General features: G+C 46.8%; 27 protein-coding genes and 1 riboswitch. Of the genes, 17 read left to right on the plus strand and 10 right to left on the minus strand.

Annotated elements, in window-relative coordinates; translation table 11 throughout:
* Window positions 1-123: 123 nt before the first annotated feature.
* From EL268_RS11720 to EL268_RS11740, 5 genes are all read left to right on the plus strand, one after another.
* A complete protein-coding gene (locus tag EL268_RS11720; protein WP_106653364.1) occupies window positions 124-630 on the plus strand; it encodes a coiled-coil domain-containing protein in 507 nt (168 codons plus the stop codon).
* The gene (locus EL268_RS11725) at window positions 611-1690 is read left to right on the plus strand and encodes a phosphodiester glycosidase family protein (RefSeq protein WP_106653365.1); all 1080 of its coding nucleotides are present in this window, start codon (window positions 611-613) and stop codon (window positions 1688-1690) included. Before EL268_RS11720 ends, EL268_RS11725 begins: the two co-directional genes overlap by 20 nt.
* A 167-nt stretch (window positions 1691-1857) precedes the next feature.
* Window positions 1858-3891, plus strand: a complete 2034-nt coding sequence (gene ggt / locus EL268_RS11730) for a gamma-glutamyltransferase (protein ID WP_106653366.1) — start codon at window positions 1858-1860, stop codon at window positions 3889-3891.
* A gap of 28 nt (window positions 3892-3919) precedes the next feature.
* The gene (locus tag EL268_RS11735) at window positions 3920-4810 is read left to right on the plus strand and encodes an NAD-dependent epimerase/dehydratase family protein (RefSeq protein WP_106653367.1); all 891 of its coding nucleotides are present in this window, start codon (window positions 3920-3922) and stop codon (window positions 4808-4810) included.
* A gap of 82 nt (window positions 4811-4892) precedes the next feature.
* A complete protein-coding gene (locus tag EL268_RS11740; protein WP_106653368.1) occupies window positions 4893-5714 on the plus strand; it encodes a M15 family metallopeptidase in 822 nt (273 codons plus the stop codon).
* Window positions 5715-5775: 61 nt separating this feature from the next.
* Here EL268_RS11740 and lepB read toward each other — a convergent pair whose 3' ends face one another.
* Window positions 5776-6336 (minus strand): signal peptidase I, encoded by a 561-nt coding sequence (gene lepB, locus EL268_RS11745; RefSeq protein WP_106653369.1) that lies wholly within the window; start codon window positions 6334-6336, stop codon window positions 5776-5778.
* Window positions 6337-6724: 388 nt separating this feature from the next.
* On the opposite strand from lepB, the gene EL268_RS11750 reads away from it, so the two are divergent.
* The 4 genes from EL268_RS11750 (at window position 6725) to EL268_RS11765 (ending at window position 9296) form a co-directional block, all read left to right on the plus strand.
* Window positions 6725-7150 carry a MarR family winged helix-turn-helix transcriptional regulator gene (locus EL268_RS11750; protein ID WP_106653370.1) on the plus strand — a complete coding sequence of 142 codons (426 nt, stop codon included), beginning with the start codon at window positions 6725-6727 and terminating at the stop codon, window positions 7148-7150.
* Window positions 7151-7226: 76 nt separating this feature from the next.
* The gene (locus tag EL268_RS11755; RefSeq protein WP_106653371.1) at window positions 7227-7733 is read left to right on the plus strand and encodes a hypothetical protein; all 507 of its coding nucleotides are present in this window, start codon (window positions 7227-7229) and stop codon (window positions 7731-7733) included.
* A 118-nt stretch (window positions 7734-7851) separates the two neighbouring features.
* Window positions 7852-8034, plus strand: a complete 183-nt coding sequence (locus EL268_RS11760; protein WP_106653372.1) for a DUF4025 domain-containing protein — start codon at window positions 7852-7854, stop codon at window positions 8032-8034.
* A 146-nt stretch (window positions 8035-8180) separates the two neighbouring features.
* Window positions 8181-9296 carry an aminopeptidase gene (locus tag EL268_RS11765; RefSeq protein WP_106653373.1) on the plus strand — a complete coding sequence of 372 codons (1116 nt, stop codon included), beginning with the start codon at window positions 8181-8183 and terminating at the stop codon, window positions 9294-9296.
* Between the two features lie 17 nt (window positions 9297-9313).
* Here the strand turns inward: EL268_RS11765 and EL268_RS11770 are convergent, their stop codons facing one another.
* From EL268_RS11770 to EL268_RS11780, 3 genes are all read right to left on the minus strand, one after another.
* The gene (locus tag EL268_RS11770; protein WP_106653374.1) at window positions 9314-9634 is read right to left on the minus strand and encodes a hypothetical protein; all 321 of its coding nucleotides are present in this window, start codon (window positions 9632-9634) and stop codon (window positions 9314-9316) included.
* A gap of 120 nt (window positions 9635-9754) precedes the next feature.
* Window positions 9755-10282 (minus strand): isoprenylcysteine carboxyl methyltransferase family protein, encoded by a 528-nt coding sequence (locus EL268_RS11775; protein ID WP_106653375.1) that lies wholly within the window; start codon window positions 10280-10282, stop codon window positions 9755-9757.
* A gap of 2 nt (window positions 10283-10284) precedes the next feature.
* Window positions 10285-11349, minus strand: a complete 1065-nt coding sequence (locus tag EL268_RS11780; RefSeq protein ID WP_164724460.1) for a type III polyketide synthase — start codon at window positions 11347-11349, stop codon at window positions 10285-10287.
* A 285-nt stretch (window positions 11350-11634) separates the two neighbouring features.
* On the opposite strand from EL268_RS11780, the gene EL268_RS11785 reads away from it, so the two are divergent.
* The 3 genes from EL268_RS11785 (at window position 11635) to EL268_RS11795 (ending at window position 14109) form a co-directional block, all read left to right on the plus strand.
* Window positions 11635-12321, plus strand: coding sequence for a GGDEF domain-containing protein (locus tag EL268_RS11785; RefSeq protein ID WP_106653377.1), 687 nt, complete (start codon window positions 11635-11637; stop codon window positions 12319-12321).
* A 158-nt stretch (window positions 12322-12479) separates the two neighbouring features.
* On the plus strand, window positions 12480-13097 hold the full coding sequence (locus EL268_RS11790) for a DUF47 domain-containing protein (RefSeq protein WP_007728239.1): 618 nt from the start codon (window positions 12480-12482) through the stop codon (window positions 13095-13097).
* Window positions 13090-14109 (plus strand): inorganic phosphate transporter, encoded by a 1020-nt coding sequence (locus tag EL268_RS11795; protein ID WP_106653378.1) that lies wholly within the window; start codon window positions 13090-13092, stop codon window positions 14107-14109. The genes EL268_RS11790 and EL268_RS11795 overlap by 8 nt, the downstream gene beginning before the upstream one ends.
* A 69-nt stretch (window positions 14110-14178) precedes the next feature.
* Here EL268_RS11795 and EL268_RS11800 read toward each other — a convergent pair whose 3' ends face one another.
* From EL268_RS11800 to ligD, 3 genes are all read right to left on the minus strand, one after another.
* Window positions 14179-14418 (minus strand): hypothetical protein, encoded by a 240-nt coding sequence (locus EL268_RS11800; protein WP_106653379.1) that lies wholly within the window; start codon window positions 14416-14418, stop codon window positions 14179-14181.
* A gap of 125 nt (window positions 14419-14543) precedes the next feature.
* Window positions 14544-15341: a prolipoprotein diacylglyceryl transferase gene (gene lgt / locus EL268_RS11805; RefSeq protein WP_106653380.1), complete on the minus strand. Its 798-nt coding sequence runs from the start codon at window positions 15339-15341 to the stop codon at window positions 14544-14546.
* 73 nt (window positions 15342-15414) lie between these two features.
* Complete coding sequence (gene ligD / locus EL268_RS11810) at window positions 15415-16317, minus strand: non-homologous end-joining DNA ligase (protein WP_106653381.1); 903 nt, start codon at window positions 16315-16317, stop codon at window positions 15415-15417.
* Window positions 16318-16485: 168 nt separating this feature from the next.
* Here ligD and EL268_RS11815 point away from each other — a divergent pair, with 168 nt between their 5' ends.
* The 4 genes from EL268_RS11815 to EL268_RS11830 are packed head-to-tail and all read left to right on the plus strand — an operon-like array spanning window position 16486 to window position 20829.
* Entirely contained in the window at window positions 16486-18066 is a 1581-nt protein-coding gene (locus EL268_RS11815; RefSeq protein ID WP_373863406.1) for a spore germination protein, read from the plus strand.
* Window positions 18063-19229, plus strand: coding sequence for a Ger(x)C family spore germination protein (locus EL268_RS11820; RefSeq protein WP_106653382.1), 1167 nt, complete (start codon window positions 18063-18065; stop codon window positions 19227-19229). The genes EL268_RS11815 and EL268_RS11820 overlap by 4 nt, the downstream gene beginning before the upstream one ends.
* On the plus strand, window positions 19222-19458 hold the full coding sequence (locus tag EL268_RS11825) for a hypothetical protein (protein WP_106653383.1): 237 nt from the start codon (window positions 19222-19224) through the stop codon (window positions 19456-19458). Before EL268_RS11820 ends, EL268_RS11825 begins: the two co-directional genes overlap by 8 nt.
* 12 nt (window positions 19459-19470) lie before the next feature.
* On the plus strand, window positions 19471-20829 hold the full coding sequence (locus EL268_RS11830) for a GerAB/ArcD/ProY family transporter (protein ID WP_106653384.1): 1359 nt from the start codon (window positions 19471-19473) through the stop codon (window positions 20827-20829).
* 23 nt (window positions 20830-20852) lie between these two features.
* Here EL268_RS11830 and EL268_RS11835 read toward each other — a convergent pair whose 3' ends face one another.
* Window positions 20853-21794, minus strand: coding sequence for an ATP-dependent DNA ligase (locus EL268_RS11835; protein WP_106653385.1), 942 nt, complete (start codon window positions 21792-21794; stop codon window positions 20853-20855).
* A 400-nt stretch (window positions 21795-22194) separates the two neighbouring features.
* Between EL268_RS11835 and EL268_RS11840 the strand changes: the two genes are divergently transcribed.
* Complete coding sequence (locus tag EL268_RS11840; protein WP_106653386.1) at window positions 22195-22524, plus strand: DUF1904 family protein; 330 nt, start codon at window positions 22195-22197, stop codon at window positions 22522-22524.
* A 47-nt stretch (window positions 22525-22571) separates the two neighbouring features.
* Here the strand turns inward: EL268_RS11840 and EL268_RS32755 are convergent, their stop codons facing one another.
* Window positions 22572-22742 (minus strand): hypothetical protein, encoded by a 171-nt coding sequence (locus EL268_RS32755; RefSeq protein ID WP_164724461.1) that lies wholly within the window; start codon window positions 22740-22742, stop codon window positions 22572-22574.
* Window positions 22743-22757: 15 nt separating this feature from the next.
* A complete protein-coding gene (gene thiC, locus EL268_RS11845; RefSeq protein ID WP_106653387.1) occupies window positions 22758-24512 on the minus strand; it encodes a phosphomethylpyrimidine synthase ThiC in 1755 nt (584 codons plus the stop codon).
* Window positions 24513-24662: 150 nt separating this feature from the next.
* Window positions 24663-24773, minus strand: a riboswitch (TPP riboswitch).
* Window positions 24774-24833 lie beyond the last annotated feature (60 nt).

A 24833-nucleotide genomic window follows, 5' to 3' on the forward strand; every position in this document is an offset into this window, starting at 1 on the left:
AAAAAAATGGCGGTATTTTCTTTATTCGACTTGTTTTTCCATTATTCAGCAAAATGCTGCTTCAAAAACTTTCTATGTTATAATGAAACCTCACTCTATGTCACAGAAAGGAGGAGGGAGCCGATGGACGACAAATACATGGGAGCGTCATCGACTTCGTCACCCACACTGCCACTCCCGGCAAACGGGAAGCAGAAAGGAAGACGCAGAAGAGGCAGTCTTTTTCAGGCATTGATTCCCTCCCAGACAGAAGGTAAGCGTCCTTTACTACCGATCGTTTTGGCCGTTCTGGTCTGGGGAGGACTTGCCTATGCTGGATATGCCTTTGCTGTTCATACGTTGGACAAGCAGCAGCAATTTGTGAACCAACGAATTGATCAAGTTCAAGAAGATAATCAAAAGCAGATGAAGGCATTGGGAGATCAATTGACTCTGGTGCAGGAAGAAATGCAAAATGTCCAGAAGGGTCTGGGAAATCTGGAAGAAGATTTGGCATTGACGGGTGAAACCATTGGTGGCACTAACAAGACCAAAGAAGCTCTGCAGGATCGGGTTGACCAGCTTAACAAACAGCTGGTTGATTTGAAAACATCTCTGAAAAAATTGGAGGATGCTGCCCGTGCTTGGTAAGATAAACCGTTTCTTTCTCTTTCTGATGGCGCCTGCTCTCGGTTTTTTGGTCGCTTTTGCGCTGGACAATCCAGTGGACAAGCTCCAGACAGAAGGCCTGAAGCTTCCTTCTGCCGTAGCGAAGAGCCAAGCAGATGAGCTGGGGGAACGGCTCAATGACACCAAGGTGCAGCTTCGAAACGTAGAATTCGTCATTGAAGACATCCGGGATCGCTCGAAAAAGGAACAGAAAGAATACGAGCAGCAAAACAAGAAGATCAGCAGCGCACTTGAAGCGAGCAAATCCCAGACACAAAAATCTGCGGATGTATTGGACACGATTTTGTCCAACATGCTTGGCAAGCCGATCGGTCAACACTTCGGGAAAAACTCGACAGTGAAAATCTATTCCTTGCAAGAAGGAGGATACCGCGGTTACATGGCCAAAGTTCGCCTCAATGATCCGAAAGCGCTGAAAATGGTGCTGGCCAACAACTCCGTGAAAAGTAAAGGAGAAACGACGAGTCAAGCCGGTAAGCGCACAGGAGCTATTCTTGCGATCAATGCAGGCGGCTTTATGTCGGACAAGCAGGGCAATCTGACTCCGTTAGGCATTACGGTTGTTGACGGCAAGATTCGAACCTTTTCCAATAATGCGAAGCTGAGCTTTGTCGGATTTAACAACAAAGGTCACCTGGTCGGAACAAACATCAAGACGCAGGCGCAAATTACACAACAAGGGATATTGCAGGGAGCGAGCTTTTTGCCCCGTCTTTTGCAGGACGGAAAGCGATTGTCTATTCCTCGTGAATGGGCGAATGCACGTCAACCGCGAACACTAATCGGCCATTTCGACAACGGCGATTTGCTGCTGATTGTCATTGATGGAAGACGAGATGGCTGGAGTAATGGTGTTACGCTGGAGGAAGCGCAAAGAAAGCTGCAAGAGTGGCATGTCGTGGATGCGTATAACCTCGACGGCGGCGGCTCCAGTGCGTTTTATTACAATGGCAAGCTGTTGAACAAGCCATCTGGGGGCAAAGAACGACGCGTGGTGAGCAATTTGGTCATCATGCCATAAGCAAAAATCGGAACACTCTTCTGGGAAGACGAAAAGTCTCGATGCAGAAGAGTGTTTTTTTCTGTAGAGAAAAGTTTGCCTAGGCAACTGTGAATGTGGGTTGACCTTAAAAAATGCTGAAAATTATAATAATAGTAGAAGTTATGAAATCGAATAGGAGGGATCGCATGAAAAAAGGGATGTTGGTTGCCCTCTCAATTGTTTCCGTGCTTTCGTTTCCTCATTTTGCTGTGGGAAAAGTCCCAGGTGTGCCAGCAGGTGTGCAAGGAGCTACAAAAGGAATTGTCGCGGTCTCTCATCCAGCAGCGGCGCAGGTCGGTAGAGATATCTTGGCAAAGGGCGGCAATGCGATTGACGCTGCGGCTGGGATCCAATTTGCTTTGAATGTGGCAGAACCGTATATGTCCGGTATCGGCGGCGGTGGTTTCATGATGATTTATGTGAAGGATCAGAACAAAGTGACGGTGATAGATAGTCGGGAAGTGGCGCCTGCCAAGGTGACTCCCGATATGTTTTTGCAGGCAGATGGTACGCCGATCCCATTTGAGGAGAGACATACGAGCGGTCAGGCCGTAGGTGTCCCAGGTACCTTGCTGGGCGTAGAGCAGGCGTTGGAATCGTATGGAACATGGGACTTGGGAAAAGTGATAGAACCTTCAATTGAATTGGCGGAAAAAGGAGTTCGCGTCAACTGGGTGTCCGCTCAATTTATTGCTAATTCCATGGAAAAGCTGAAAAAGCATGAGACTGCTGCACAAGTGTTTGCGCCAAACGGAGTTCCACTCAAAGAAGGCGAGATGCTGGTTCAGCCCCAATTGGCGAAAACGTTGAAGATCATCCGCGACAAAGGCTCAGATGCCTTGTACGAAGGGGAAATCGGTAAGGCTCTCGTCGAAGAAGTACAGAGGACGGGTGGCTCCATGACACTCGATGATTTGCAGGCGTATCAAGTAAAAGAGCGTGAACCGGTCCGCGGCATGTATCGTGGATATGAAGTGATTTCGATGGCACCACCCAGTTCTGGCGGCTTGACACTCATTCAGATTTTGAAGCTGATGGAAGGCTACGATAACAAAAAGGACGGAATCGGGTCTGTAGCCTATTTGCATCATCTGATCGAAGCCAATCACCTCGCCTACGCAGATCGGGCGGCGTTTATGGCGGACGAGGACGTGTATCCGGTACCGAAAAAGGGGCTGATTGCGGACAAATACATCAAGGAAAGGCGTCAGCTCATTCGCGAAGAGACCGCGAATGCCAATGTAGTGGCAGGAGACCCTTGGAAGTACGATCCCGGCAAAAAGCCAGAGGTGTCCATGAAATTGAGAGATCAGTCTCCGGTCAAGCAGACCACGCACTTCTCTGTGATGGACAAATGGGGGAATATCGTTGCGTATACGACGACCATTGAAGATATTTTTGGCAGCGGTGTGATGGTTCCGGGTTACGGCTTCATGCTCAATAATGAGCTTACTGATTTTGATGCGATTCCTGGCGGTGTCAATCAGGTAGAGCCCGGCAAGCGTCCACGTTCGAGCATGACGCCAACCATGGTGCTAAAAGACGGGAAGCCTTTTTTAGCAATTGGCTCACCAGGTGGGTCGACGATCATCGCTTCTGTATCACAGACGATTCTCAATGTGATCGATCATGGAATGGAGATTCAGGATGCCATTCGTGCACCACGCATTTTTTCTAGCAGCTATCCGAGTGTGACGTGGGAAGCGGGCATTGACCAAGACGTTATCCTGCAATTGATGGCAAAAGGTCACGTTTTTGCTGAGGAACCAACAAACATTGGCAACGTCCAAGCGATTGTGTACGATTTTGAAACGGGAAAAATGTACGGCGGAGCGGATAACACGCGCGAGGGTACTGTACTCGGGGTGGATGCCATTGCATATACGGCTGCTCAGCCAAACCAGTCGACAAAAGAAAAAGAAGGCCCCTTTGATTTACGAGTAAACGGCAATGTCTACCCATATACAGCAGAGCAAAAAGTGATGATAGATGGAGTGGCCTATGTTCAAGCCAATAAGCTGCTGTTAGGGTTGGGACAAAAAGTGACGTCCTTCCAGACTGATGTCGTCATGGTGAAGGGAATTCCTTACTTGCCTGTCAAAAAAGTTGGCGAGAAGCTGGGCTATACGGTCATGTGGAAGGAAGGAGAGCGGTCTATCGAGTTGAATAGCAAAAAGTAGGCTGATCAAGGAAAGGATGTAGCAAAAAATGAAGAAAGTGCTTGTACTCGGCGGAACGCGATTTTTTGGAAAGCGATTGGTGCAGCTTCTCGTTGAAGCTGGGGTAGACGTTACGGTGGCAACGAGGGGGCTTAGCCAAGTGGAGTTGCCTGCTTCTGTTAAAAGAATTACGCTTGATCGCGATGACGTCCATTCTCTTGCTGTTGCTGGAGAAGAGCAGTGGGATGTGGTTTACGATAACATCTGTTATTCCTCCCAAAATGCTATGGATGCGTGTAAGGTTTTTCGGGGGAAAGTAGGTAGGTACGTTTTGACCTCTACCTTGTCCGTCTACGATTATGCCGAGGAACAACTACAGGAAGAGGCATTTGATCCATACACGTATGCAATCCATCGGAAAACGAGAGACGAGACAACCTATCAAGAGGGGAAGCGTCAAGCAGAAGCCGTCTTTTTTCAGGAGAAGGCCTTTCCTGTCGTAGCTGTTCGTTTTCCGATCGTGCTAGCGGAAGACGATTACACACGTCGGCTATGGTTTCATATTGAGCAAGTGCAAGAGGAGCGGCCGATTGGTATGATGAATCCCGCTGCCCGTATGTGCTTTATTCATGCACAGGAAGCGGCACAATTTTTGGAATGGGTGGCGACAACGTCCATCACAGGGCCTGTGAATGCGTGCTCGGATGGGATTGTTTCGCTTGCTGAGCTGATGCAGACAATTGCGCAAACAGTCGGAAAGCCTGCCCGAATCGAGCAAACGACAGATGCTTCTGATGCGTCTCCCTTTGGATTTGTAGCATCGTTTTACATGGATAACAGCAAGGCTAAGGCCGCGGGCTTCCCATTCTGGTCGCTGGATGAATGGTTGCCGGCGCTTGTCAAAAACCTAAACGAGGAATATACCTCCGAAAAAGCGTGACCTATCTACCTTTTCTTTCGTACTACTCCATGGTAAGGTAAAGCAGAACATATGTGTCTGTAAGGAACCAGGAGGATCGATCATGAACAAAAATCGCACCAGCAGTTTCGCGATCATCGCAGCACTATCAGTAGCACTACTCAGTGGATGTGAACCTCCCTCATTGAGTGGATTGTTATCCAGCGAGTCGAATGGACAGTCCGCGGGAGAGGGAACGCAGTCAACGACAGTTGAACCAAATAACGAGGAGACAGCACGTCCCCAACGGGCATCTCTTGCAGAGACGATAAAAGATGTGGATGGAGTGCCAACCGTTACGAATGCAACAGATCTCTCGGTTGTCGTAAATAAACAGCGGGCATTGCCTGCCGATTATATTCCACCGGATTTGGTAGAGCCAAATGTGCCGTTCCCTTTTGATGAAAAAGTAGAGAAGCGATTGCTGAGAGCAGAAGCTGCACAAGCATTAGAAGAACTGTTTGCCAAAGCAAAGACAGAAGGTATTGAACTGTACGCCGTTTCTGGCTACCGCTCGTATAAGACCCAAAGATCGCTGTACGAAACGTATGTAAGGACGCAAGGTGCTGAACATGCAGCTGCCTACAGTGCCGTACCTGGAAAGAGTGAGCATCAGACTGGCTTGGCAATGGATGTGTCTGGCTATGATGCAAATACACGCTTGGAAGAATCATTTGGTGAGACGCCTGAAGGAATATGGCTGGCAGCCAACTGTGCGGACTTTGGGTTTGTCATTCGTTATTTGAAGGGCAAGGAAGATACGACTGGATATGCGTATGAGCCTTGGCATTTGCGTTATGTAGGGAAGGAAATGGCGAAAGAAATTATGGCAGGTGGCCTCACTTTGGAGGATTATTTATCTGAAGCGGCAATTGCCCACAAATAACGCCATCGAAAATGAAAAGAGCCGCCCCGATCTGGAGCGGCTTTTTGCTGCCTGGAAAAGGTTAACGCGGGAGGCGAATCTGGGATAGCGGCCAATAAACGACCTCTGCACGTCCTACTACATGATCCAGTTGAACAGGGCCAATGACGCGGCTGTCCATACTGTTGTTGCGATTATCCCCCATAACAAACACACTGCCCTCAGGAATCTTCACAGGATCAAAATCTTCGGTTAATGTCACACCTGCTGTTGAAGCTTTAAGCTTGTTTTCGACCAAATACTCTTCGCTGAGCGGCTGGCCATTGACATACACTTGATCATTTTTGGCTTCAACCGTATCACCAGCTACTGCGACCACGCGCTTGATCCAGTTGTCGCCAGTTGCATCCGGATGAACGATGACGATATCGCCAGGCTGCGGTTCTTTGAGGTAGTAAATCGCTTTGTTTACGATGACACGCTCGCGGTCATGCAACGTACTTTCCATGGAACGCCCTTGGACGACGTAGGGAGCCATGACAAATACGTAGATAAAGGCAGTCAATCCGCCAATCAAGACAAACGATTTTAACCAATCAAGCAATTCTACTTTCCATTTTGGTGTAGGGTTGGTTTGTTCCATTGAAATTCTCCTATGTATGTGGTTTCTGTGGCAAATATGCCTGAGTCAAATGCCTCGTGTGTGTAAGGCTGTCTTCCCATTATACATGCTTTACGAATAGATACGAAAGATGATTCAAGGAAATAATTGGCTTCGTAGGTGTAGTTCGAGAAAGTCGTAACATTATTTTGCAAGCTTACCTATTGTCAGTTTTTCCTGTTTGAGTTAAGATGTTCTTGAAATAAGTTTTACAATAAAAATATTAAGTGGTAAACACTTTGTCTGGCTCATACATATCTTTCGTGAAAAGAAATAATTTCGGGAGTTCTCTTGATCTTCCAGTACTTAGGCTATATAGTTTTATAGTAAAAGTACTTATATTATTAATTTTCCGAAAATGGGTGATGTTGTGAGCAATATGTCCCGTGCCAGTAAACTTGAGGAACTGGATCGAGTATTTGTCGAAATTGCTCGTTTCTTTATTAACAATTGGCTAGAAGAAGAGTCAATCAGTCCGAAGCAGTTTATCTTGCTGCGTGTGCTACATCAAAAAGGACGAAGCACAGTTTCTGAGCTGGCGACCATTTTGAAACTGTCCAATAGTGCCACCACCATTGCACTCAATCGGTTAGTGAAGGCTGGTTTTATCGACCGTATCCGAGACGAACAGGATCGACGTGTAGTGTGGGTCACGTTATCACAACAGGCGATTCCGACTCTGGAAGGACTTTTGTGCGACAGGAGAGCGCTAGTAGGAAAGCTGCTGGAGAATCTGAACGACGACGAGTTAGAGCAGTTTACTTATTTCCTCAGGAAAATGCAGCAGTCCATATAGACATGCCATCAAGTTCGGGTCTGGGGACATTCTTGCAAGACAAAAGTGCGTACCGCGGGAATGGGAGTGTACACATATGAAAAAGAAAAGCACACTGATCATGAGTTCTTGTATCTTAGGAGCTGCTCTGTTTACACAAGCTGCATTTGCAGAAGAGGCAGTAAAAGCTACTGAAACGACTACTGCAACAGAAGCAACAACAACAACTACAGAAGAAAAACCTGCAACTGACGAAAAGCCAGCTACTGAAGCACCTGCAACTGAAGAAAAGCCTGCTACTGAAGAGAAGCCTGCAACTGAAACAACAACTGCACCAACAACTACACCTGAAGTAAAACCTGCAGCGCCACAAACCGTTAACCCAATTCAAGGGCTGACTCAACAAGGTGGCTGGATGATGATGCCAGGTAAAGATGAGTTCGTACTGGTGAGTGGCCAATACGTTCCAGTAATCTCTACTGTAGCTGGATGGACAATGATGCCAGGAACAGATCAATTTGTTACAACTAATCGCATTACTCCTGTAAATGCTCCAGCTGCTGGTTGGACAATGAGTGCACCTGAATCCGATAACAATAAATAATTTCCTTTATAAAAGACGCTTTGTCCCTCGATTGGGCAAGCGTCTTTTTGTTGGCTAAATGTGGAGATTCCCGTACAAACTAAAGCGGATCGAAAACCAAAAGGAAGGAGGAAGGAAAATGGCAGGTTATGATAAAGAGCAGGCTCAATCCATGGCGAGAGAGTTGGACAGTGAGGATGCAGGCGGAGCCGTCTACTATCAAGAGGCAGACGAATATACAGCTGGACTGGCAACGACGCAGGAGCTGGTCAGTGACATGTACAAGATGGGAACCATTGAGGACAAGGAACAGACGATGTAAAGACATAGGAAAAGAGCGAGGCCAGCCTGGATGCAAGGAGGCTGGTCGCTTTTTGGTTCGTTGATAAAAAATTTTTTATTGACTTAGTAGATTGTATCGGTAAAAATACAAGAGGAATCAGAAAATTTAAAAAGGGTGTGCCAGGAATGAGAGACTCACGATTAGATCAATTAGCGTACAATCTGGTTAACTATTCTGTACGAGTACAGCCAGGGGAAAACATTTTGATCAACGCGAAAGGGGACACACCGGATTTGGTGCAAGCCCTCGTGCGTGAGATTTACAAAGCAGGCGGCAGTCCTTATGTTCAATTGATTGATCCCGCCGTAAGCCGAGAAATCGCAATGAATTGCAATGAAGAGCAGTTGAAGACCATGGCTCAACATGAGGTTGAACTCATGGAGAAAATGCAGGGTTACATCGGAATTCGTGCAGCGAACAACATCAATGAGATGGCTGATGTTCCAAGTGACAAGCTCGGCATCTATTCTCGCTTGTATGAGCTGCCAGTGATGAACGTGCGCGTGCCTAAAACGAAGTGGGTTGTTCTTCGTTATCCAAATCCTTCTATGGCACAGCTTGCGAACATGTCTACAGCAGCTTTTGAAGATTTTTACTTCCAAGTATGCAACCTGGATTACGCGAAAATGGACAAAGCAATGGACAGTCTGGTTGACTTGATGAATCGCACAGACAAGGTACGCTTGGTAGGACCTGAAACGGATCTCACCTTCTCAATCAAGGACATTCCTGCTGTGAAATGTGCGGGCCTGCGCAATATTCCAGATGGTGAAGTGTATACAGCGCCTGTGAAGGATTCCGTAAATGGTGTTATCACTCATAATGCGCCAACACCATACCACGGCTTTACTTTCGAAAATGTTCGCCTGACCTTCAAGGACGGTAAAATTGTGGAAGCAACAGCGAACGATACCGAACGCTTGAATCAAATTTTGGATACGGACGAGGGAGCGCGCTTCATTGGGGAGTTCGCTATCGGTGTGAATCCTTACATTCGCAACCCGATGAAAGATATCTTGTTTGATGAAAAAATAGACGGAAGCTTCCACTTCACGCCTGGTCAATGCTATGACGAAGCATACAATGGCAACAAATCGTCTGTGCACTGGGATATGGTTTCCATCCAGCGTCCGGATTGGGGCGGAGGGGAAATCTGGTTTGATGACGTCCTGATTCGCAAAGATGGTCGTTTTGTCATTGCAGAGCTTGAATGTCTGAATCCAGAAAACTTGAAAGGGTAAGGCAAAGCTTACCCAAATCATTTGTCGTACTGACGGAGCCTTTCGTGGGCAAGCATAATATCCATTTCTAGCTGAAATAGCATGTGCAGATTGCTTGAAGGAAGAGTAACTCTGCGTGCCGCGTGGTAGAGAAGTGGCTTGTTTTGTTTGACGACCGTCATGATTTCAACAACCGGAGGAACGACTTGCTTAATTCTTAGTAGGCTTTGCAAATAGCGAAGAAAAGTTTGAATAGTAGCCTGGTCATCCTTATTCGGTACCGTTTCAATCAAAGCGAAAAAGTCTCGGACGATGATACGCTTCGTCTCCTGAGGCTCCACTATGGTTGTACGATTCACTTGATCCACCTCACGGGAAAGAGTAACAGCTTCTTTTCTTTTCCCGCGAAATGACAAATGATAAACCTTTTGTTCGATAAAAAGTCTTTGGCATGTGCATGTGCCAAAGACTTTTCGTTTTTATGACTCGCTATGACCATCGTAGACGCTTGCTTCTTCCAAGGGAATCCGTATGCGCAGGAGCAGCCAGGCATTCAAAAGAGAAAACGTCAGGGCAGTTGCCACAGCGGAAAATGTAAGAGGGAGTAGGAGCAGCTCAAGCGATACGACCAAGTAGTTGGGGTGACGAATGAAGCGATAAGGACCTCGCTTGATCGGAGCCTCGCCCGGGAGTATGAAGATGCGGGTATTCCACCGTTTGCCCAAACTGTGAATACACCAGTAACGAAGCCCTTGCGCGATCAAAAACAGGCTGAATGGAACCGCCCACCAAGAGGGCAGAACCACGGCGCTGTCTTTTCCCACCACTTCGAAAATAAGCGAGAGAAAAAAGAGAAGATGAAGCAGGACGATATATTTGTAATAACTCGCCCCAACCTCGTAGCCTCCTTTTGAGCGGATATAGCGGGCATTCCTCACGGCAATGAGAAGCTCGACCAGTCGCTGCAACACGACTGCAGCCATGACGAATCCAAAGAAGAGCAACATGACTATTTCGCCTCCAGAAGTAAGAGCTCCGAGCTAAATCCAGGTCCAAGCGCAGCGACCAAACCGCGATCTCCTGGCTCCCACGCCTTCTCCATGCTTTTTTCCAAGACGAACAGAACCGTAGGGGAGGACATGTTTCCAAAATTGGTTAGGACATCTTCAGAAAAACGAGTGGCTTCTGTGCCAATGCCCAAAGACCGCTGGTAAGCCGTTAATACCTTGGCTCCCCCTGGATGGAAAATGAAATGACGCAGATGATCAATAGACACCCCATGCGGTGACAAAAAGCTCTCGACGTTTTCTCGCATCGAAGAACGAATGAGAGTAGGGATGTCGCGGGAGAAAATGACTTTTAGCCCCGGATCGGTCAATTCCCATCCCATGACATCTACAGTGTCCGGCCAAGTTGTCGTACGTGCATCGCAAAATTGAACCTTAGGTATGTCCGAAGAGGACAAGACTTGATCTCCTTCTATTAATACGGCTGCAGCTCCATCTCCAAAGAGGCACGTTGCGACCAAATTGCTTTTGGACAAATCTTGTCGGATGAAGGTCAAGCCACACAGTTCTACGCTTACAAGCAATACGCGCCGCGTCGGATAAGCCTGGGTGTACTCACATGCACGCGACAAGCCCATGGCTCCCCCGGCACAGCCCAGGCCCCACAACGGGACACGGGTTGCTTGCGAACGGAGTCCTAAACGGTGTATCAAGCGGGAATCAAGGCTCGGGGTCGCAATGCCGGTGCTTGATACAAACATCAGACAATCGATAGATGACGGCTCGACACCAGCCTTCATCAAACACTTTCGGGCTGCTTCCTCTGCCAAGGCTTCCGCATGTTCGATATACAATTGATTTTTCTCTGCAAACGGACGATCCTCCAAAAACCAATCCATTGGCATACTGAAATGTCGCTTCTGAATGTGACTGTGTGCAAATACGTGTAACAACCGGTCTATGTCAGGAAAAGCATCTTGAAAAAATAGGCGTGCCAGCCTCATGGAATCTTCTTGTGTAATCTCGTGGGAAGGTACTGCTGTAGCCACTGCTTCAATACGGGGCATACATTCATTCACTCCCGTCTATTTTTATTAGCCATTAGCTTATCCCTTCCAATTGGTTCCAATTCATGCTGCACCATGTCCTAGAAACCCGTCTGGTTGTCAGGATTTTTCCAAGATTCGTTTGAATGAATAAGTGACAGTTTCGTGGTTTTGCTTGAACTTGCAAAAAAAGATAGGTAAAATATTCCTGATTATATGAAAAAAGACCTGATTTAGATTTTGGTAGATAGGTCTAAAGTATGAATCGAAAGAGGGTTACATCGGATAGATCGGGGGTAGTGTACTTTGGGCTCACGCTGGATTAGCTTGGGTGTGTCCTGTGTGATCATCTCGGTTTGGCTGATCGGATACGGATTGCCGACGGATGAGAGTATGATTGTCTTTCTTTTACTTGTGGCTGTCATTCAGACGCTTGCTGCCTATCAAATAGGGAAGTATGTAGATCAGTTGCGGCAGATGGCTTATCACGATTCGCTTACAGGCGTTCTCGTCAATCGCAGATTTCTGGACAAGTTAGTCGAAGAAGTAGAGTTGGCAAAAAGCAATCATCAATCTGTTACTTTATTGTTTATTGATTTGGATAATTTCAAAATATTCAATGATTCATATGGTCATTTGGAAGGAGACCGACTCCTTTGCCAATTTGCAAGACTTTTGCAAGCAAGTGTACGTAAACAAGATACGGTTGGAAGATGGGGTGGGGAAGAATTCGTCGTTTTGTTAACGCAAACAGACACAAGAAGAGGACTGCAAATCGGGGAACGAATTCAAAATCAAGTGAGACATGCTCTTTCAGGTGTCACGGTCAGTATCGGAGTAGCCTCGTATCCACACCATGCTTCAACAGCGGAAGAGTTAGCGAAAAAAGCAGATATGCTTATGTATGAAGCGAAAAAAAGGAAAGATTGCATGATGGTCGCTTCGAATGAAAAGATAAATATTGGCAAGACTAACACTCGTCATCTCTCTTGACACGGGTGTTTTTTTTATTGTAAAGAGCCTTTACAAAAACTTAATAATTCCTTAAAGAAAAATATACACACTTGACCTTGATTTTAAATTTACGGAAACAATAACTTTCGATATAATCACTTAGGTGTCATTTAATCAAAGGAGTGAAGAAGTCCCGTATGTTGAAATCAAACAAGTATATCTTCTTTGATCTGTTCGAGCAGCAGATTGCCACTGTGCACAAAGGAACGCATCTTTTCTATGAAATGATAGGAAACTATCAAGATCTAGAAACAAAGGTTAAGGCAATCAAGGCTGTCGAGAAAGAAGGAGACGAAATCGTTCGTCGCATTATGAACGAGTTGAACTCTACTTTTATCACTCCGCTTGAGCGTGAAGACATTCACCAACTCGCTCATACGATGGACTCGATGATCGACTACATTGACGGTGTCGCTGATCGTATGTATTTGTATCAAGTGACTCAACCAGATCCGCGTGTACTGGCACAAGCCAATATTTTGGTGAAATGCTCGGCTAAGCTGATCGAGCTGATTCGCACACTGCGCAAGCTGGATCATAAAGTCGTTACACAAATCGCTGGGGAAATCAAAGATTTGGAGCATGAATCTGACTCCAACTACCGCAAAATGGTATCTGATTTGTTGAATTCTCCTGATACCAACCCAATGGAAGCGATCAAACTCAAAGAGATTTACGATAAGCTCGAAGACTGTGCTGACTTCGCTGAGGACGTCTCCAACCTGGTAGAAGGGATCGTGTTAAAGAATGCCTGATCTTTCGCCAGAGGTGATTATTCTCGTACTCGTCGTCATCATGGCGCTAGCTTTTGACTTTATCAATGGTTTTCACGATACGGCGAACGCGATTGCGACCTCTGTTTCGACGCGTGCATTAAGTCCGAAAACCGCGATTATTATTGCATCCTTGTGTAACTTGATTGGTGCACTCTCGTATACAGGTGTAGCGAAGACAATCGGGGGAGGCATTACCGATCCATTCAAGCTGGAAAATGGATTGGTCGTCGTTTTGGCTGCATTGACATCTGCGATTTTATGGAACCTAATCACCTGGTGGTTCGGAATTCCTAGTTCGTCCTCGCACGCGATTATCGGCGGCGTCGCAGGTGCTGCTTTTGGTGCCGCAGGAAGTGGTGCCATTAACTGGTCAGGATTCATTAGCATTATCCAAGCGTTGATCGTATCACCGCTTGTTGCCTTTGCTGTTGGTTTTGTCGTGATCAAGCTTGTGTCTTGGCTTGTTCGTAACTCAGCGTACCACAAAACCAATCGAGGCTTCCGTTCGATGCAAGTTGTATCAGCGGCTTGGCAGGCCTTCAGCCATGGAGCCAACGATGCGCAAAAAACAATGGGCGTAATCACCCTTGCTCTGATTTCTGGAGGATTCTTGATACAAGAACCGGGCGAATTCACCATTCCACTGTGGGTAAAACTTTCAGCTGCTATTGCAATGGCTTTAGGTACAGCCTTTGGTGGATGGCGTATCATCAAGACCTTGGGTGGTAAGATTATGAAAATCAAGCCAATTTCCGGTTTCTCAGCAGACCTGTCTTCTGCCTTGATTATCACAATCTTTACAGCTTTGAAACTGCCGGTGAGCACAACGCATGTGATCACATCCGCCATTTTGGGGGTTGGGGCATCGCAAAAGCTGAACGCAGTAAAATGGGGCGTGGCTGGCCGAATTTTGGTCACTTGGGTCATTACCCTTCCGATTACCGGACTTTTGGCTGCTGCATGCTACGTCGTGTTTGACGTATTCCTGTAGAGCTACATCTTTATACAACAGATAACAGACACCTTTCCGTGGAGAGTACGCGGGAAGGTGTCTTTTTCATTAACTTGATCCAGTTAAACGCTCCCATAAGCCTGGCTTGGGCTTAATTTGCACGAGGCGTACGGCAGAGAATGGGATATAGTCCAACGAACCATCCCGCTCTTCAATTAAAATGCCATTGGGGCTGTAATCATACAACTTGCCTTCTGCAAATGCGGATAATCCTTGTCCGATCATATCAGGAGCAAAATGAATACGTACATGGCGATCGAGATACTCTTCCAAAATTCCATCATCCATCTGATTCCCCTCCTTTTTTCAGTCTATCTCCTAGTTATTGCCTGCATTGCGACAATTCAGACAAGGCAAAGAAAAAACCACCCAGTCGGACTGACCTGAGTGGCAATGGATATGGCATGTTGACGTTATTCGATCGAGTTTTGGGAATGTCTTGCCTGCTTGCTTTTGCGTGCAAACACGAGCATCAAGATGACACCGGCAGCAATTAAGCACAGACTGACTAATTGAGCGACACGCAGAGTATCGGCTATCAACAAACTGTCTGTACGCATGCCCTCAATGAAGAAGCGTCCAATCGAATACAGGATCATGTAGCTGAACAATATCTGTCCATCGAATTTTTTGAATCGGTACAGCATGAGCATGAGAATGCCGAAAACGACAAGGTTCCATATCGATTCATACAAGAATGTAGGATGGTAATATTGTCCGCCGATAAACATTTGCTCGCGGATGAATGCGGGGAACTTTTCCATGAATTCGGCAGAAACAACATCACCATGTGCTTCCTGGTTGATAAAGTTACCCCACCGTCCGATGGCTTGACCCAAAATAACACTCGGCATAAAAATGTCAGCCAAACGAAGGAACGGCAGATTATGTTTTCGAATATACCAGCTTCCTGCCAGAACACCACCGATTAATCCACCGTGAATAGCCAAGCCGCCTTGCCATACTGCGAAGATGTCCAGTGGATTGTCTTTGTACTGCTCCCATTCAAACGTAACATAATACAATCTTGCACAAACGATGGCTGCAGGAATGATCAGAACCACCATGTTCAAGACGTGATCAGGATCAATGCTAGAACGTTTGGAATTGTAGCGCGCGAGATAAGTACCCAAGAAAAACGCCAGCCCCATAATAATGCCATACCAGTGAATCTTTAAGGGGCCGATTGCAATTGCGATCGGATCAATCATGAATGTGCCTCCTTGCCTCAAAACATCTGTGCCAAGTATAGCACAAATAGACTGCTGGATTCCAACTAATGGCTTATTGGGACTGCAAAAAGCCGAGGATGGCATCAAGGGAGGCTCGTTTCGTCGGAGCAGATATAGATGAGAATAAATCTCCGAATGTTTGCAGCCGTTCGGGCACCGTATAAACAGTGAAGTCTGTGGGATGACAATGGGGAACCTCTTCCCACAGGAGTGGCGTTGATACGGTTGCCTGTTCTTTTGCACGGGTTGAATAAGGGGCTGGCAGTGTCTTTCCCCGCCAGTGTTGCAAATAGTCAATGTACAGCTTATCACCCCGATTCTTCACTAAGCGCTCAATGGTTAATAGCGAGGGATGCTTGCTGACCAAATAGGATGCGATAAAATGTCCGACCTGGCGCGTCTGTTCAAACGTATAGCGAAGTTCGATCGGGACGTATACTTGCAAGCCGCTGGAACCAGATGTCTTGACCCATGAAGGGAGCTGTAATTCATCGAGCAGCTGTTTCAACAAGAGGGCAGACTCTATCACAACAGCAAAATCATCTGTGGAAGGGTCGAGATCAAAAACGAGCTCTGTCGGAGTCTCATCCTTGGCGAGGTGAAAGGAGACGTGCCACTCCAATGCTGCTTGATTCGCCATCCACACGAGTGTCGCCCGGTCATTGCACAGTACGTATCGAACATTTTCCCATGTATGCGTTTGTATCCAGTCGGGCGCATAGTCAGGAGCGTTTTTTTGATAGAAGTGCTTGTCACCGATTCCGTGAGGGTAGCGAATGACGGTTAAGAGCCGATCCTTGCTATACCGTAGGAGTGGGGCTGCGACAATCAGCAAGTAGCGCAAGTAATCTAGCTTGGTTACCTTGGCTTGTGGCCATAGAGGCTTGTCAGGATTTGTAATGGACAATGTGTGATTATCGATCGTCAGCTCGTACTCTTTTGTTGCAGGACGCAATGACGTTTTCACCTTCTTTTGAAACGGTATAGGTGTTCCTACTATCTCCTATCCGCGTTTCTCTATGTAAAAGGAATAGCTCTTTGCATATATTTCCTGTCAATCAACCATAATACGGGTAGTTTTCCAGTGGTTGGTGATGAAATGAAATTCAAGAAGAAAGATAAAATGAAAGAACTGATTGAGACAATGAATTCCTGCAGCTTGATTGAGCTGGAGGGTATACCGATTTCGCCTCGATTGGGAGAGAACATTGATCTGTTGAAAAAAATGTTCGCTGATTGCTCCGATTTTGTCATACGAGAATTCCGTCAAAAAAACAGTGTTCGTGCGATAGCTGTTTTCGTAGATGGGCTGATTGATACCAAAGAGGTCAATTCTGCACTGAAATCGTTAATGGTGCTGGAAGACGGCGATGAAGATATAAAGGTGATAGAAGAGGCACTATTGCCCGTTTCTCAGATGGGAAGAGTAGATGATTATAAAAAGCTGCTACAGGCTGTGCTTTCAGGTGATACGGGCATTCTCGTAGAGGGAAATACAGAAGCACTGACGCTCGGCATTCGTGGAGCAGAAAAACGCTCCGTCAACGAACCAGAAGGAGAAGCGGTCGTACGGGGGCCACGTGAGGGTTTTATCGAAAATATTCGCACGAACACGTCGATGCTGCGGCGCAAATTGCGAACACCTCGATTGAAAATGAAGTCCTTGGTTGTTGGACGTGAGACGAACACCAATCTGGTGGTTGCCTTTCTTGATGGGATTGCTGATCCAGAGATCGTACAGGAGGTCACTGGTCGAATCAGCAAGATCAATATGGATGCTGTGCTGGAAAGCGGATATATCGAAGAAATGATCCAGGACAACACGTACTCGCCTTTCCCTCAGGTCATGTATTCAGAGCGCCCGGATACGGTTGCAGCGGCATTGTTGGAGGGGCGTGTCGCGATATTTGTGGATGGGACACCGATGGTTTTGATAGCGCCCGTTACGTTTTGGATGATGATGCAGGCAAGCGAGGATTATTACGAACGGTTTCAAATGGCCACCCTTGTTCGGCTGCTGCGCTACATATTCCTCATCATTTCGCTCATTACCCCTGCCTTGTATGTGGCTATTACAACGTATCACCAACAAATGCTGCCAACGACGCTCCTTTTGAGTATTGCGGCTGCTCGCGAGTCCATTCCTTTTCCTGCTATTGTGGAGGCTCTTATCATGGAAATTTCCTTTGAAGCCTTGCGAGAAGCGGGGATTCGTCTTCCGAAAACGGTGGGGCAAGCCGTCAGTATTTTAGGCGCACTGGTCGTTGGTCAGGCAGCCGTGCAGGCAGGGATTGTTTCTGCCCCCATGGTTATCGTCGTATCCTTGACAGGGATTGCCTCGTTTACCATCCCGCATTTTAATGCATCGATTTCACTGCGAATGCTGCGCTTTCCGATTATGATTGCGGCTTCGATCCTTGGCATCTATGGGATGCTGGTAGTGTTACTGCTAATCCTCGGTCATATGGCCAACCTGCGCTCTTTTGGTGTGCCTTATTTATCACCATTAGCACCAATGTCGATCGGCGATCTCAGAGACGTACTGATGAGGGCTCCATGGTCGATGATGGAAAAACGCCCCAGCTTTTTAGGGGGGCAAAATGCAAGGCGCATGAACGATGGTTATGCAAATTCAATTCAGCATAGAGGAGGGCAATCAGGAGTGACAGGCAACCGTCATTCGAACGAGGAGGGGCAATCGTGAAGGCTGTGACCCGCATGCTGGTAGTGTCGCTCTGTATGTTCCTAGTATCTGGATGTTGGGATCGCCGTGAAGTAAATGATATGGCCATCGTTATTGCGATGGCGATGGATAAGGAACCAGACGGCAGGTATCGGTTATCTATCCAGGTTCCACTGGTTAGCAGCCTAGGTGCGCAGTCCGGAGGAGGTGGGGGGACGAGTGGTGACAAGAGTTATTACGTAGATTCCGCAGTAGGCAGGACAATCCGGGAAGCGAATGGATTGATCCAGGCAAGAATGTCACGAGAAATTTACTACTCCCATCACCGGATGATCGTCATAGGCGAAGAATTGGCGAGGGACGGCATGTCTGAAGTGCTGGATATCGTCGCACGTTTTCCTGAAAACAGATTGACAGCTTATATCATCATGACACAAGGCAAAGCCATCGAATTACTAACCGCCCAACCGCAATTTGAACGTTTTTCAGGGGAAGCGATGCGTGAGTTGGTCAAGATGGGGGGGATTACGGTAACGCTGAAGGATGTAGCCCAGATGCTCAGTACACCAGGGGTTGATGCTATTTTACCCGTTCTGGCAGCAGTGGATTCCCATCCAAAAGGAAAGTCGAAAGAAGTAGAGGCAACAGGGGTAGGTTTGTTTCGACACAACAAGCTCATTGCCATCGCGAAACCGAAAGAACTGACTGGCTTGCGGCTGTTCCAACGCGATTTTACACCGTTTTCTGTCGTCCTGCCCCTTAACAAGAAAGAACGACTTACGATTAGCTTCTCGAAAGGAAGAGCGAATATTACGCCCGAGATCAGGAAAGGCCACGTCCATTACAAAATTGACCTCTACGCATCTGCTGTTGTGGTGGAGAATCTGTCAAACCTCGATCTTGAAAAAGAGAAAAATATCAGAATGCTGCAAGGAAAGCTCGTCGAGCAAATCAATAGCGGTGTGAAACATATGATGCAAACGATCCAACATCAACGATCAGACTTCATTGGGTTAGGAATCGCATTGTCAAGGAATCATCCACGTGAATGGCGAGACCGGTATCGGAACAGGTGGAATGAGGAGCTTCCGAAAATCACTTATGAAATCCGAACCAAAGTGAACATGGCCAATATCGGACAAACAACGAAAAATATTACCCAAGGTGAAGATGGTCATGAATAGAATATTTCTGGTCTTTTTTGTCTTCATGCTGATACTTTCGTTTGGAGAATTCATCTTGAAGCGAAAAGGCATGGATGGAAGACAGCAGCGAGTCATTGTTATTTTCTACACCTTAACCATTGCATTTCTTATTGCTTTGCAATTCCAGTATTATCAATTGCTACCTACGAGTCATATCATGAACATTTTATCTCCCTATGTTAAGCGGTGGGTGGATCAGTTCGTATAAGGAGGCCCGAGAATGATTCACAAGCAAGTGATCAATCACAGACAAATTGCTTGGCTGGTCGGCAGTGTCTTGATGACAGGAATGATGATCAGTTTCTTGCGGTCGGTCGTTCAGGTAGCAAGGATGGATGCTTGGTTCTCTCAAATGTTACCCATCTTTTATGCGATTCTGATCGCCTACGTTTTGAGCGGGCTGGTTGAGGCGTACCCAGGGAAAAATATCTTTGAAATCTTGTTTATTATTGGCGGGAAGTGGATTGGTGGAGCTATCAATCTACTCATTTTGTTTTACATTTGGATCATCCTGGCGATCGATATTAAAGGGGTTGCTGATTTTTTACATATCTCGTTATTGCCAACCACGCCATTGGAGATCATTCTCCTCGTCTTCGTCCTGCTGATGATGTACTATGGCAAAACAAGTCTTGAGGTGGCGGCACGGGTGAATGAGTTATATTTTCCTCTTTACTTCATCATGTGTATATCGCTATATTTTCTCTTGATTAATGAATACAACGTAGAGCGCTTGGAGCCGATCTTAACCAGCAGCTTGGACCGGATCGTAATCAGTAATTTTATGCCGTTGGGTGTATATGGGGATATTTTTCTGATCGGAGCGTTTTTACATGCCGTTGTAGAACCACGACTCTTTTATGCTGCGATGAAGCATGGGGTTATCATTGTTGGATTTGGGACGACGATTCTGTTGCTCATCTTGCTCGGGGTGATGGGCTTCATTATCGCCGGGCGGCTGAATTTCCCCATCTATATTCTCGTGCAGCAAATCCACGTGACAGATTTTCTGGACAGGGTCGAAATGATTCTCTTTAGCGTATGGTTCCCTGCTTTTACGATCAAGGTCATCGTCGCATATCTGGCATTTTTAGTGGGGGTTGGATCGTTTGGGGGACAGCAGCATTATAATACACTCAACGCTCCGTGTGGATGGTTTATGGTTGTATCGTCCATATTCGCTTTTCCAAATGTAGCACATATCGATCAGTTTATAAGTTATAGCTTGCCGATGATCATACTCGTCTTCCAATTGCCGTTGGCGCTCTTTTTGCTGATTCATGTAAGGCGAAAGAACAAAGGAAGAGTGCAAAGCCTCATTCCCGAAGGAACGAAGCTTTATCGATTTTACCGGTCGATGGTGTGGAGCACGACAGTCTGTTTGATTGGTTGCGTGCTAGTGATTTTGATTGGGGACTTTTTTAAAGATAAATCAGCGGTAGGAGGGGTTGCGACAGCCGTTGTTTATATTGCCTTGTTACTGATTGCGTTGTTGACGAGCTACGGGGAGATGCAGGCTCTCAATCATGGCAAACAAAGGCTAAGGAGGGCAAGGCAGGCTGGTTCATTTCGACAATAAGGTCGAGAGCCAAGGGGGTTCAATTATTCCAAAACACACTGGTGGGGAGCGACATCAACAAAGCCTTGTATGCTTGGCTGTCGCAAGGAATGCCCTTCCTTCCACTCCGCAAATTTGATTTTGACGGTGATTTCCGGCTGTATCCATAAGGTATTGGCTGCGCGTGGTGGCTTGTTAACAAAAGCCATCTTCTGTTGGACGAGGGGCTGTATTCTCTCCGTTAAAGCACGCCAGTCCGTTTGCGTCAATTTTCCAGTACCTGCATGACCGATGTACCAAAAAGAACCTTGTTGATCGAAGAGTCCCAGAAGCAACGAATTGACAATCTGATTCCGAAGCGTAACGCCGCCTACGACAGCGATGAGATCCCGGTAGTACTTTTTCTTTCTCCAGCGTTGATCTTTCCCATTGATCAAGTAGCTGCTTGACGCATCCTTCATAATGATTCCTTCCATGCCTTGAGCTTCTACGACACGGTAAAGAGCGTCTCCATCAGGAAAGTTTTCAACTAGCTGAACATGAGAAGTAGGAGTGATGATCTTGCCCAGTATTTGTTGTCGCTCTGATAGTGGATAGGAAGTTACCCATTCATGATTGCAGTACAGTACATCAAAGACCATGTATGTGACGGGGACAAGCTTTTGTATCTGGGGGACTTTCTCTAAACGGCGCAGCCCGTCTCTTCTCATGACCTCGTAAAAAGAAGGCTTTCCGTCCGAGCCGAGAGCAATGATTTCGCCATCCAAAATCACAGAATCGGCACGACAATACGAGCGAAGATCAGTCACTTCTGGATAATGGAAAGTCCGTTCATTTAATTTTCGGTTGAACAGTTTGACCTCCTGTCCATCGTAGTAGGTAAGAATGCGAACGCCATCCCATTTCACTTGGCCTATCCATTGTGGTCCCACAGGTATGGCTTCCGTGCTGGTAGGCTCAAAAGGAAAAAGCGGGGTCAGTTCCATAGCTGCCACCTTTACGTTTAGTTGGGACTTGCCCAGTTTTCTAATACAGTTTCACGGATGGGCGTGATCTATACGAGTGGTGCTGGTGGATGAATTTCCTGTTAGAATTTTACGAAACTTTTTTATTGATTAAGTATTGAATTCGAGCTATACTACATGTATCTAAAGTAACTGATGGGTTACCGGATTGGGCTGTATCTGGTTGAACTGCTTCCTCCTTCCGTGGTACGTCCACCACACCTCATGGGAAGGGAGCTGTTCTCTGATATGGCCCTCTTTGTGTCTCGATCCGGTTGGGAATGTTTGTTGTTCACTTTCTTTAACCCTTTTTTCATTGATATACAATTAGAGACTTGTTTATAATGACTGTGCGAACTCATTTACGAAAGAAGGAATTGACTTGCCGTTTCTTCGGTTTAAAGGCTTTGCAAAGCAAGACATAGAGCCCATTTCTCAGATTCTTATAGAAGAGTTTTCCAAAATTGCTGAGGTAGCTCAGGAAAAGGTGAAATTGGAGCTGCTTCAAGTAGAGCAATTGACGAACAGTCCTTTGTCTGTAGAGATCATGATGTTTCCACGTGAACAAAAGCAGCATGACGCGATTGCTAGTGCCATACACGGTATTTTGAAGAAGCGAGGCTTTCCGCATGTCCATATTTTCTTCATTCTGCTATCGCCCACTCTCTATTATAAAGAAGGACTTCCGTTGCAAGTCGGAATGACGAAATAAGCAGAAAAAAGGTCGAGATCCTCCAAAGGGATTTCGACCTTTTTCTATTAATAATAGAGGCTTTCGGTTTGCAGGCACTTGGAGCATGTTCGCGTAAGTGGAGTTTCGATAAAGACGTGGCTGCAGTCCTGTTGAATCAGCCGCAATTGTTGTTTAGACTGCTCTAGCTCAGCCTCTAGTCGAATGATCTTTTCGCGTAAACGACTAGCTTCCTCCATATCCATCCCCCTTGATTACGACTGGTACAAACGGCTTCCCTGTTCGCGGAACTCACGCGATTTTTCCTGCATACCTGCAAGGATGGCGGGATCTTGGGCAGCCCCTTGTTCATTGGCGATGTGACGAATGTCGTGCGATATTTTCATGCTGCAAAATTTAGGCCCGCACATGGAACAAAAATGGGCGGATTTGGCGGCTTCTGCTGGCAACGTTTCATCGTGATATTCGCGTGCGCGTTCTGGATCTAAGGACAAATTGAATTGATCATTCCAGCGAAAATCAAAACGAGCTTTGGATAAGGCGTCGTCGCGCTGTTTTGCCCGCGGATGTCCTTTTGCAAGATCAGCGGCATGCGCTGCGATTTTGTATGCGATTAAACCGTTGCGGACATCCTCTTTATTGGGTAAACCGAGATGCTCCTTGGGCGTTACGTAGCAGAGCATCGCTGTTCCGAACCATCCAATCATGGCAGCGCCAATGGCTGAAGTAATGTGGTCATAGCCGGGGGCGATGTCTGTCGTGAGCGGCCCAAGTGTGTAAAAAGGAGCCTCATGGCAAATGGATAACTGTTTATCCATATTTTCACGAATGAGATGCATGGGGACGTGACCAGGGCCTTCAATCATGACTTGTACGTCGTGGTCCCACGCAATTTTTGTGAGTTCTCCCAATGTTTCAAGCTCCGCGAACTGCGCCTCGTCATTCGCATCCGCGATAGAGCCAGGACGTAGTCCATCTCCGAGGGATACACAAATGTCATAGGCCTTCAGAATTTCGCAAATTTCAGCGAAATGCGTATACAAAAAGTTTTCCTCATGGTGGGCCAGGCACCATGCAGCCAAAATCGAACCGCCGCGAGAGACAATACCGGTAACACGGTTAGCTGTCATGGGGATGTAGCGCAAAAGAACACCAGCATGAATCGTGAAGTAATCGACGCCTTGTTCCGCTTGCTCAATCAAGGTGTCTCGGTAAACCTCCCATGTCAAATCCTCGGCTTTCCCATTTACTTTTTCAAGTGCTTGATAAATCGGAACAGTACCGACTGGAACAGGACTATTGCGGATAATCCACTCCCGTGTGGTGTGTATATGTTTTCCCGTTGAGAGGTCCATAATGGTATCGGCACCCCAACGGACCGACCAAATCATTTTTTCGACTTCTTCTTCCATCGAAGAGCTGACGGCTGACGTTCCGATGTTGGCATTGATTTTGACATGAAAGTTGCGGCCAATGATCATCGGCTCGCTTTCAGGATGATTAACGTTAGAAGGGAGGATCGCACGTCCAGCGGCGATTTCTGCCCGTACAAATTCAGGGGAGACACCCTCGCGAATGGCAACGTATTCCATTTCCGGTGTGATGATATTTTTTCGGGCATAATGAAGCTGGGTAACATTTTTCCCTGGCTTTGCCCGTTTTGGTTTGTAGCCCTCTCGAGGGAAAGTAGGGAGGGTGGCTGCCTTTTCTTCGTTTCGGATGCCGTCATCAACTAGTTGTGGTTCGCGACCGACATACATTTCTACATCATTTCGCTCATCGATCCATTTGTGGCGGATGGAGGGCAGTCCTGCTTGAATGTCAGGGACGTAACCCGTTGCGGTATACTCGCCACTCGTATCGTATACGCGAAGAGGAGGATTGGGGATGGAGCCAGACAATCCTTCGGTAGGATGAAGGGAAATCTCGCGCATCGGGACACGGATGTCCGCACGACTACCTGTTTCGTATACTTTGCGACTGCCTGGAAAAGATGAGACCAATGACATAAGAAAAACCTCCTTGTTTTGGTTGCACGAAAGCGAGAACCGTTTAGGGAGGCGAAAGAAACTGCCCGCGAAAAAGCGCCGCATAAACAACATGCGACGCCAACGCGAGAGTAGAGAAGAAACGGGTATCCTAAAGATACACGCATCTTTCCGTGTCGTATATGACATTCCTCCGCTGGCATTACCCAGTTCAGGTTCAACGGTCGATGGCACAGTACCATCCTCTCAGCCTGGTGATTTCCAAGCTCCCGTGCTTTTCTTATTTTGGATTGCAAGAATAGGATAACGGGAAGCCCATTTAATTTCAAGGGAAATTTTCTC

It is taken from the genome of Brevibacillus brevis, assembly GCF_900637055.1.
Classification (GTDB): Bacteria; Bacillota; Bacilli; order Brevibacillales; family Brevibacillaceae; genus Brevibacillus; species Brevibacillus brevis.

Bases quoted from the DNA above. Each gene is read 5' to 3' on its own strand.
- EL268_RS11720 (WP_106653364.1), top strand. From the start codon at position 124: ATGGACGACAAATACATGGGAGCGTCATCGACTTCGTCACCCACACTG.
- EL268_RS11725 (WP_106653365.1), top strand. From the start codon at position 611: ATGCTGCCCGTGCTTGGTAAGATAAACCGTTTCTTTCTCTTTCTGATG.
- ggt (WP_106653366.1), top strand. From the start codon at position 1,858: ATGAAAAAAGGGATGTTGGTTGCCCTCTCAATTGTTTCCGTGCTTTCG.
- EL268_RS11735 (WP_106653367.1), top strand. From the start codon at position 3,920: ATGAAGAAAGTGCTTGTACTCGGCGGAACGCGATTTTTTGGAAAGCGA.
- EL268_RS11740 (WP_106653368.1), top strand. From the start codon at position 4,893: ATGAACAAAAATCGCACCAGCAGTTTCGCGATCATCGCAGCACTATCA.
- lepB (WP_106653369.1), bottom strand. From the start codon at position 6,336: ATGGAACAAACCAACCCTACACCAAAATGGAAAGTAGAATTGCTTGAT.
- EL268_RS11755 (WP_106653371.1), top strand. From the start codon at position 7,227: ATGAAAAAGAAAAGCACACTGATCATGAGTTCTTGTATCTTAGGAGCT.
- EL268_RS11760 (WP_106653372.1), top strand. From the start codon at position 7,852: ATGGCAGGTTATGATAAAGAGCAGGCTCAATCCATGGCGAGAGAGTTG.
- EL268_RS11765 (WP_106653373.1), top strand. From the start codon at position 8,181: ATGAGAGACTCACGATTAGATCAATTAGCGTACAATCTGGTTAACTAT.
- EL268_RS11775 (WP_106653375.1), bottom strand. From the start codon at position 10,282: ATGTTGCTCTTCTTTGGATTCGTCATGGCTGCAGTCGTGTTGCAGCGA.
- EL268_RS11780 (WP_164724460.1), bottom strand. From the start codon at position 11,349: ATGCCCCGTATTGAAGCAGTGGCTACAGCAGTACCTTCCCACGAGATT.
- EL268_RS11790 (WP_007728239.1), top strand. From the start codon at position 12,480: ATGTTGAAATCAAACAAGTATATCTTCTTTGATCTGTTCGAGCAGCAG.
- EL268_RS11795 (WP_106653378.1), top strand. From the start codon at position 13,090: ATGCCTGATCTTTCGCCAGAGGTGATTATTCTCGTACTCGTCGTCATC.
- EL268_RS11800 (WP_106653379.1), bottom strand. From the start codon at position 14,418: ATGGATGATGGAATTTTGGAAGAGTATCTCGATCGCCATGTACGTATT.
- lgt (WP_106653380.1), bottom strand. From the start codon at position 15,341: ATGATTGATCCGATCGCAATTGCAATCGGCCCCTTAAAGATTCACTGG.
- EL268_RS11815 (WP_373863406.1), top strand. From the start codon at position 16,486: ATGAAAGAACTGATTGAGACAATGAATTCCTGCAGCTTGATTGAGCTG.
- EL268_RS11825 (WP_106653383.1), top strand. From the start codon at position 19,222: ATGAATAGAATATTTCTGGTCTTTTTTGTCTTCATGCTGATACTTTCG.
- EL268_RS11830 (WP_106653384.1), top strand. From the start codon at position 19,471: ATGATTCACAAGCAAGTGATCAATCACAGACAAATTGCTTGGCTGGTC.
- EL268_RS11835 (WP_106653385.1), bottom strand. From the start codon at position 21,794: ATGGAACTGACCCCGCTTTTTCCTTTTGAGCCTACCAGCACGGAAGCC.
- EL268_RS32755 (WP_164724461.1), bottom strand. From the start codon at position 22,742: ATGGAGGAAGCTAGTCGTTTACGCGAAAAGATCATTCGACTAGAGGCT.
- thiC (WP_106653387.1), bottom strand. From the start codon at position 24,512: ATGTCATTGGTCTCATCTTTTCCAGGCAGTCGCAAAGTATACGAAACA.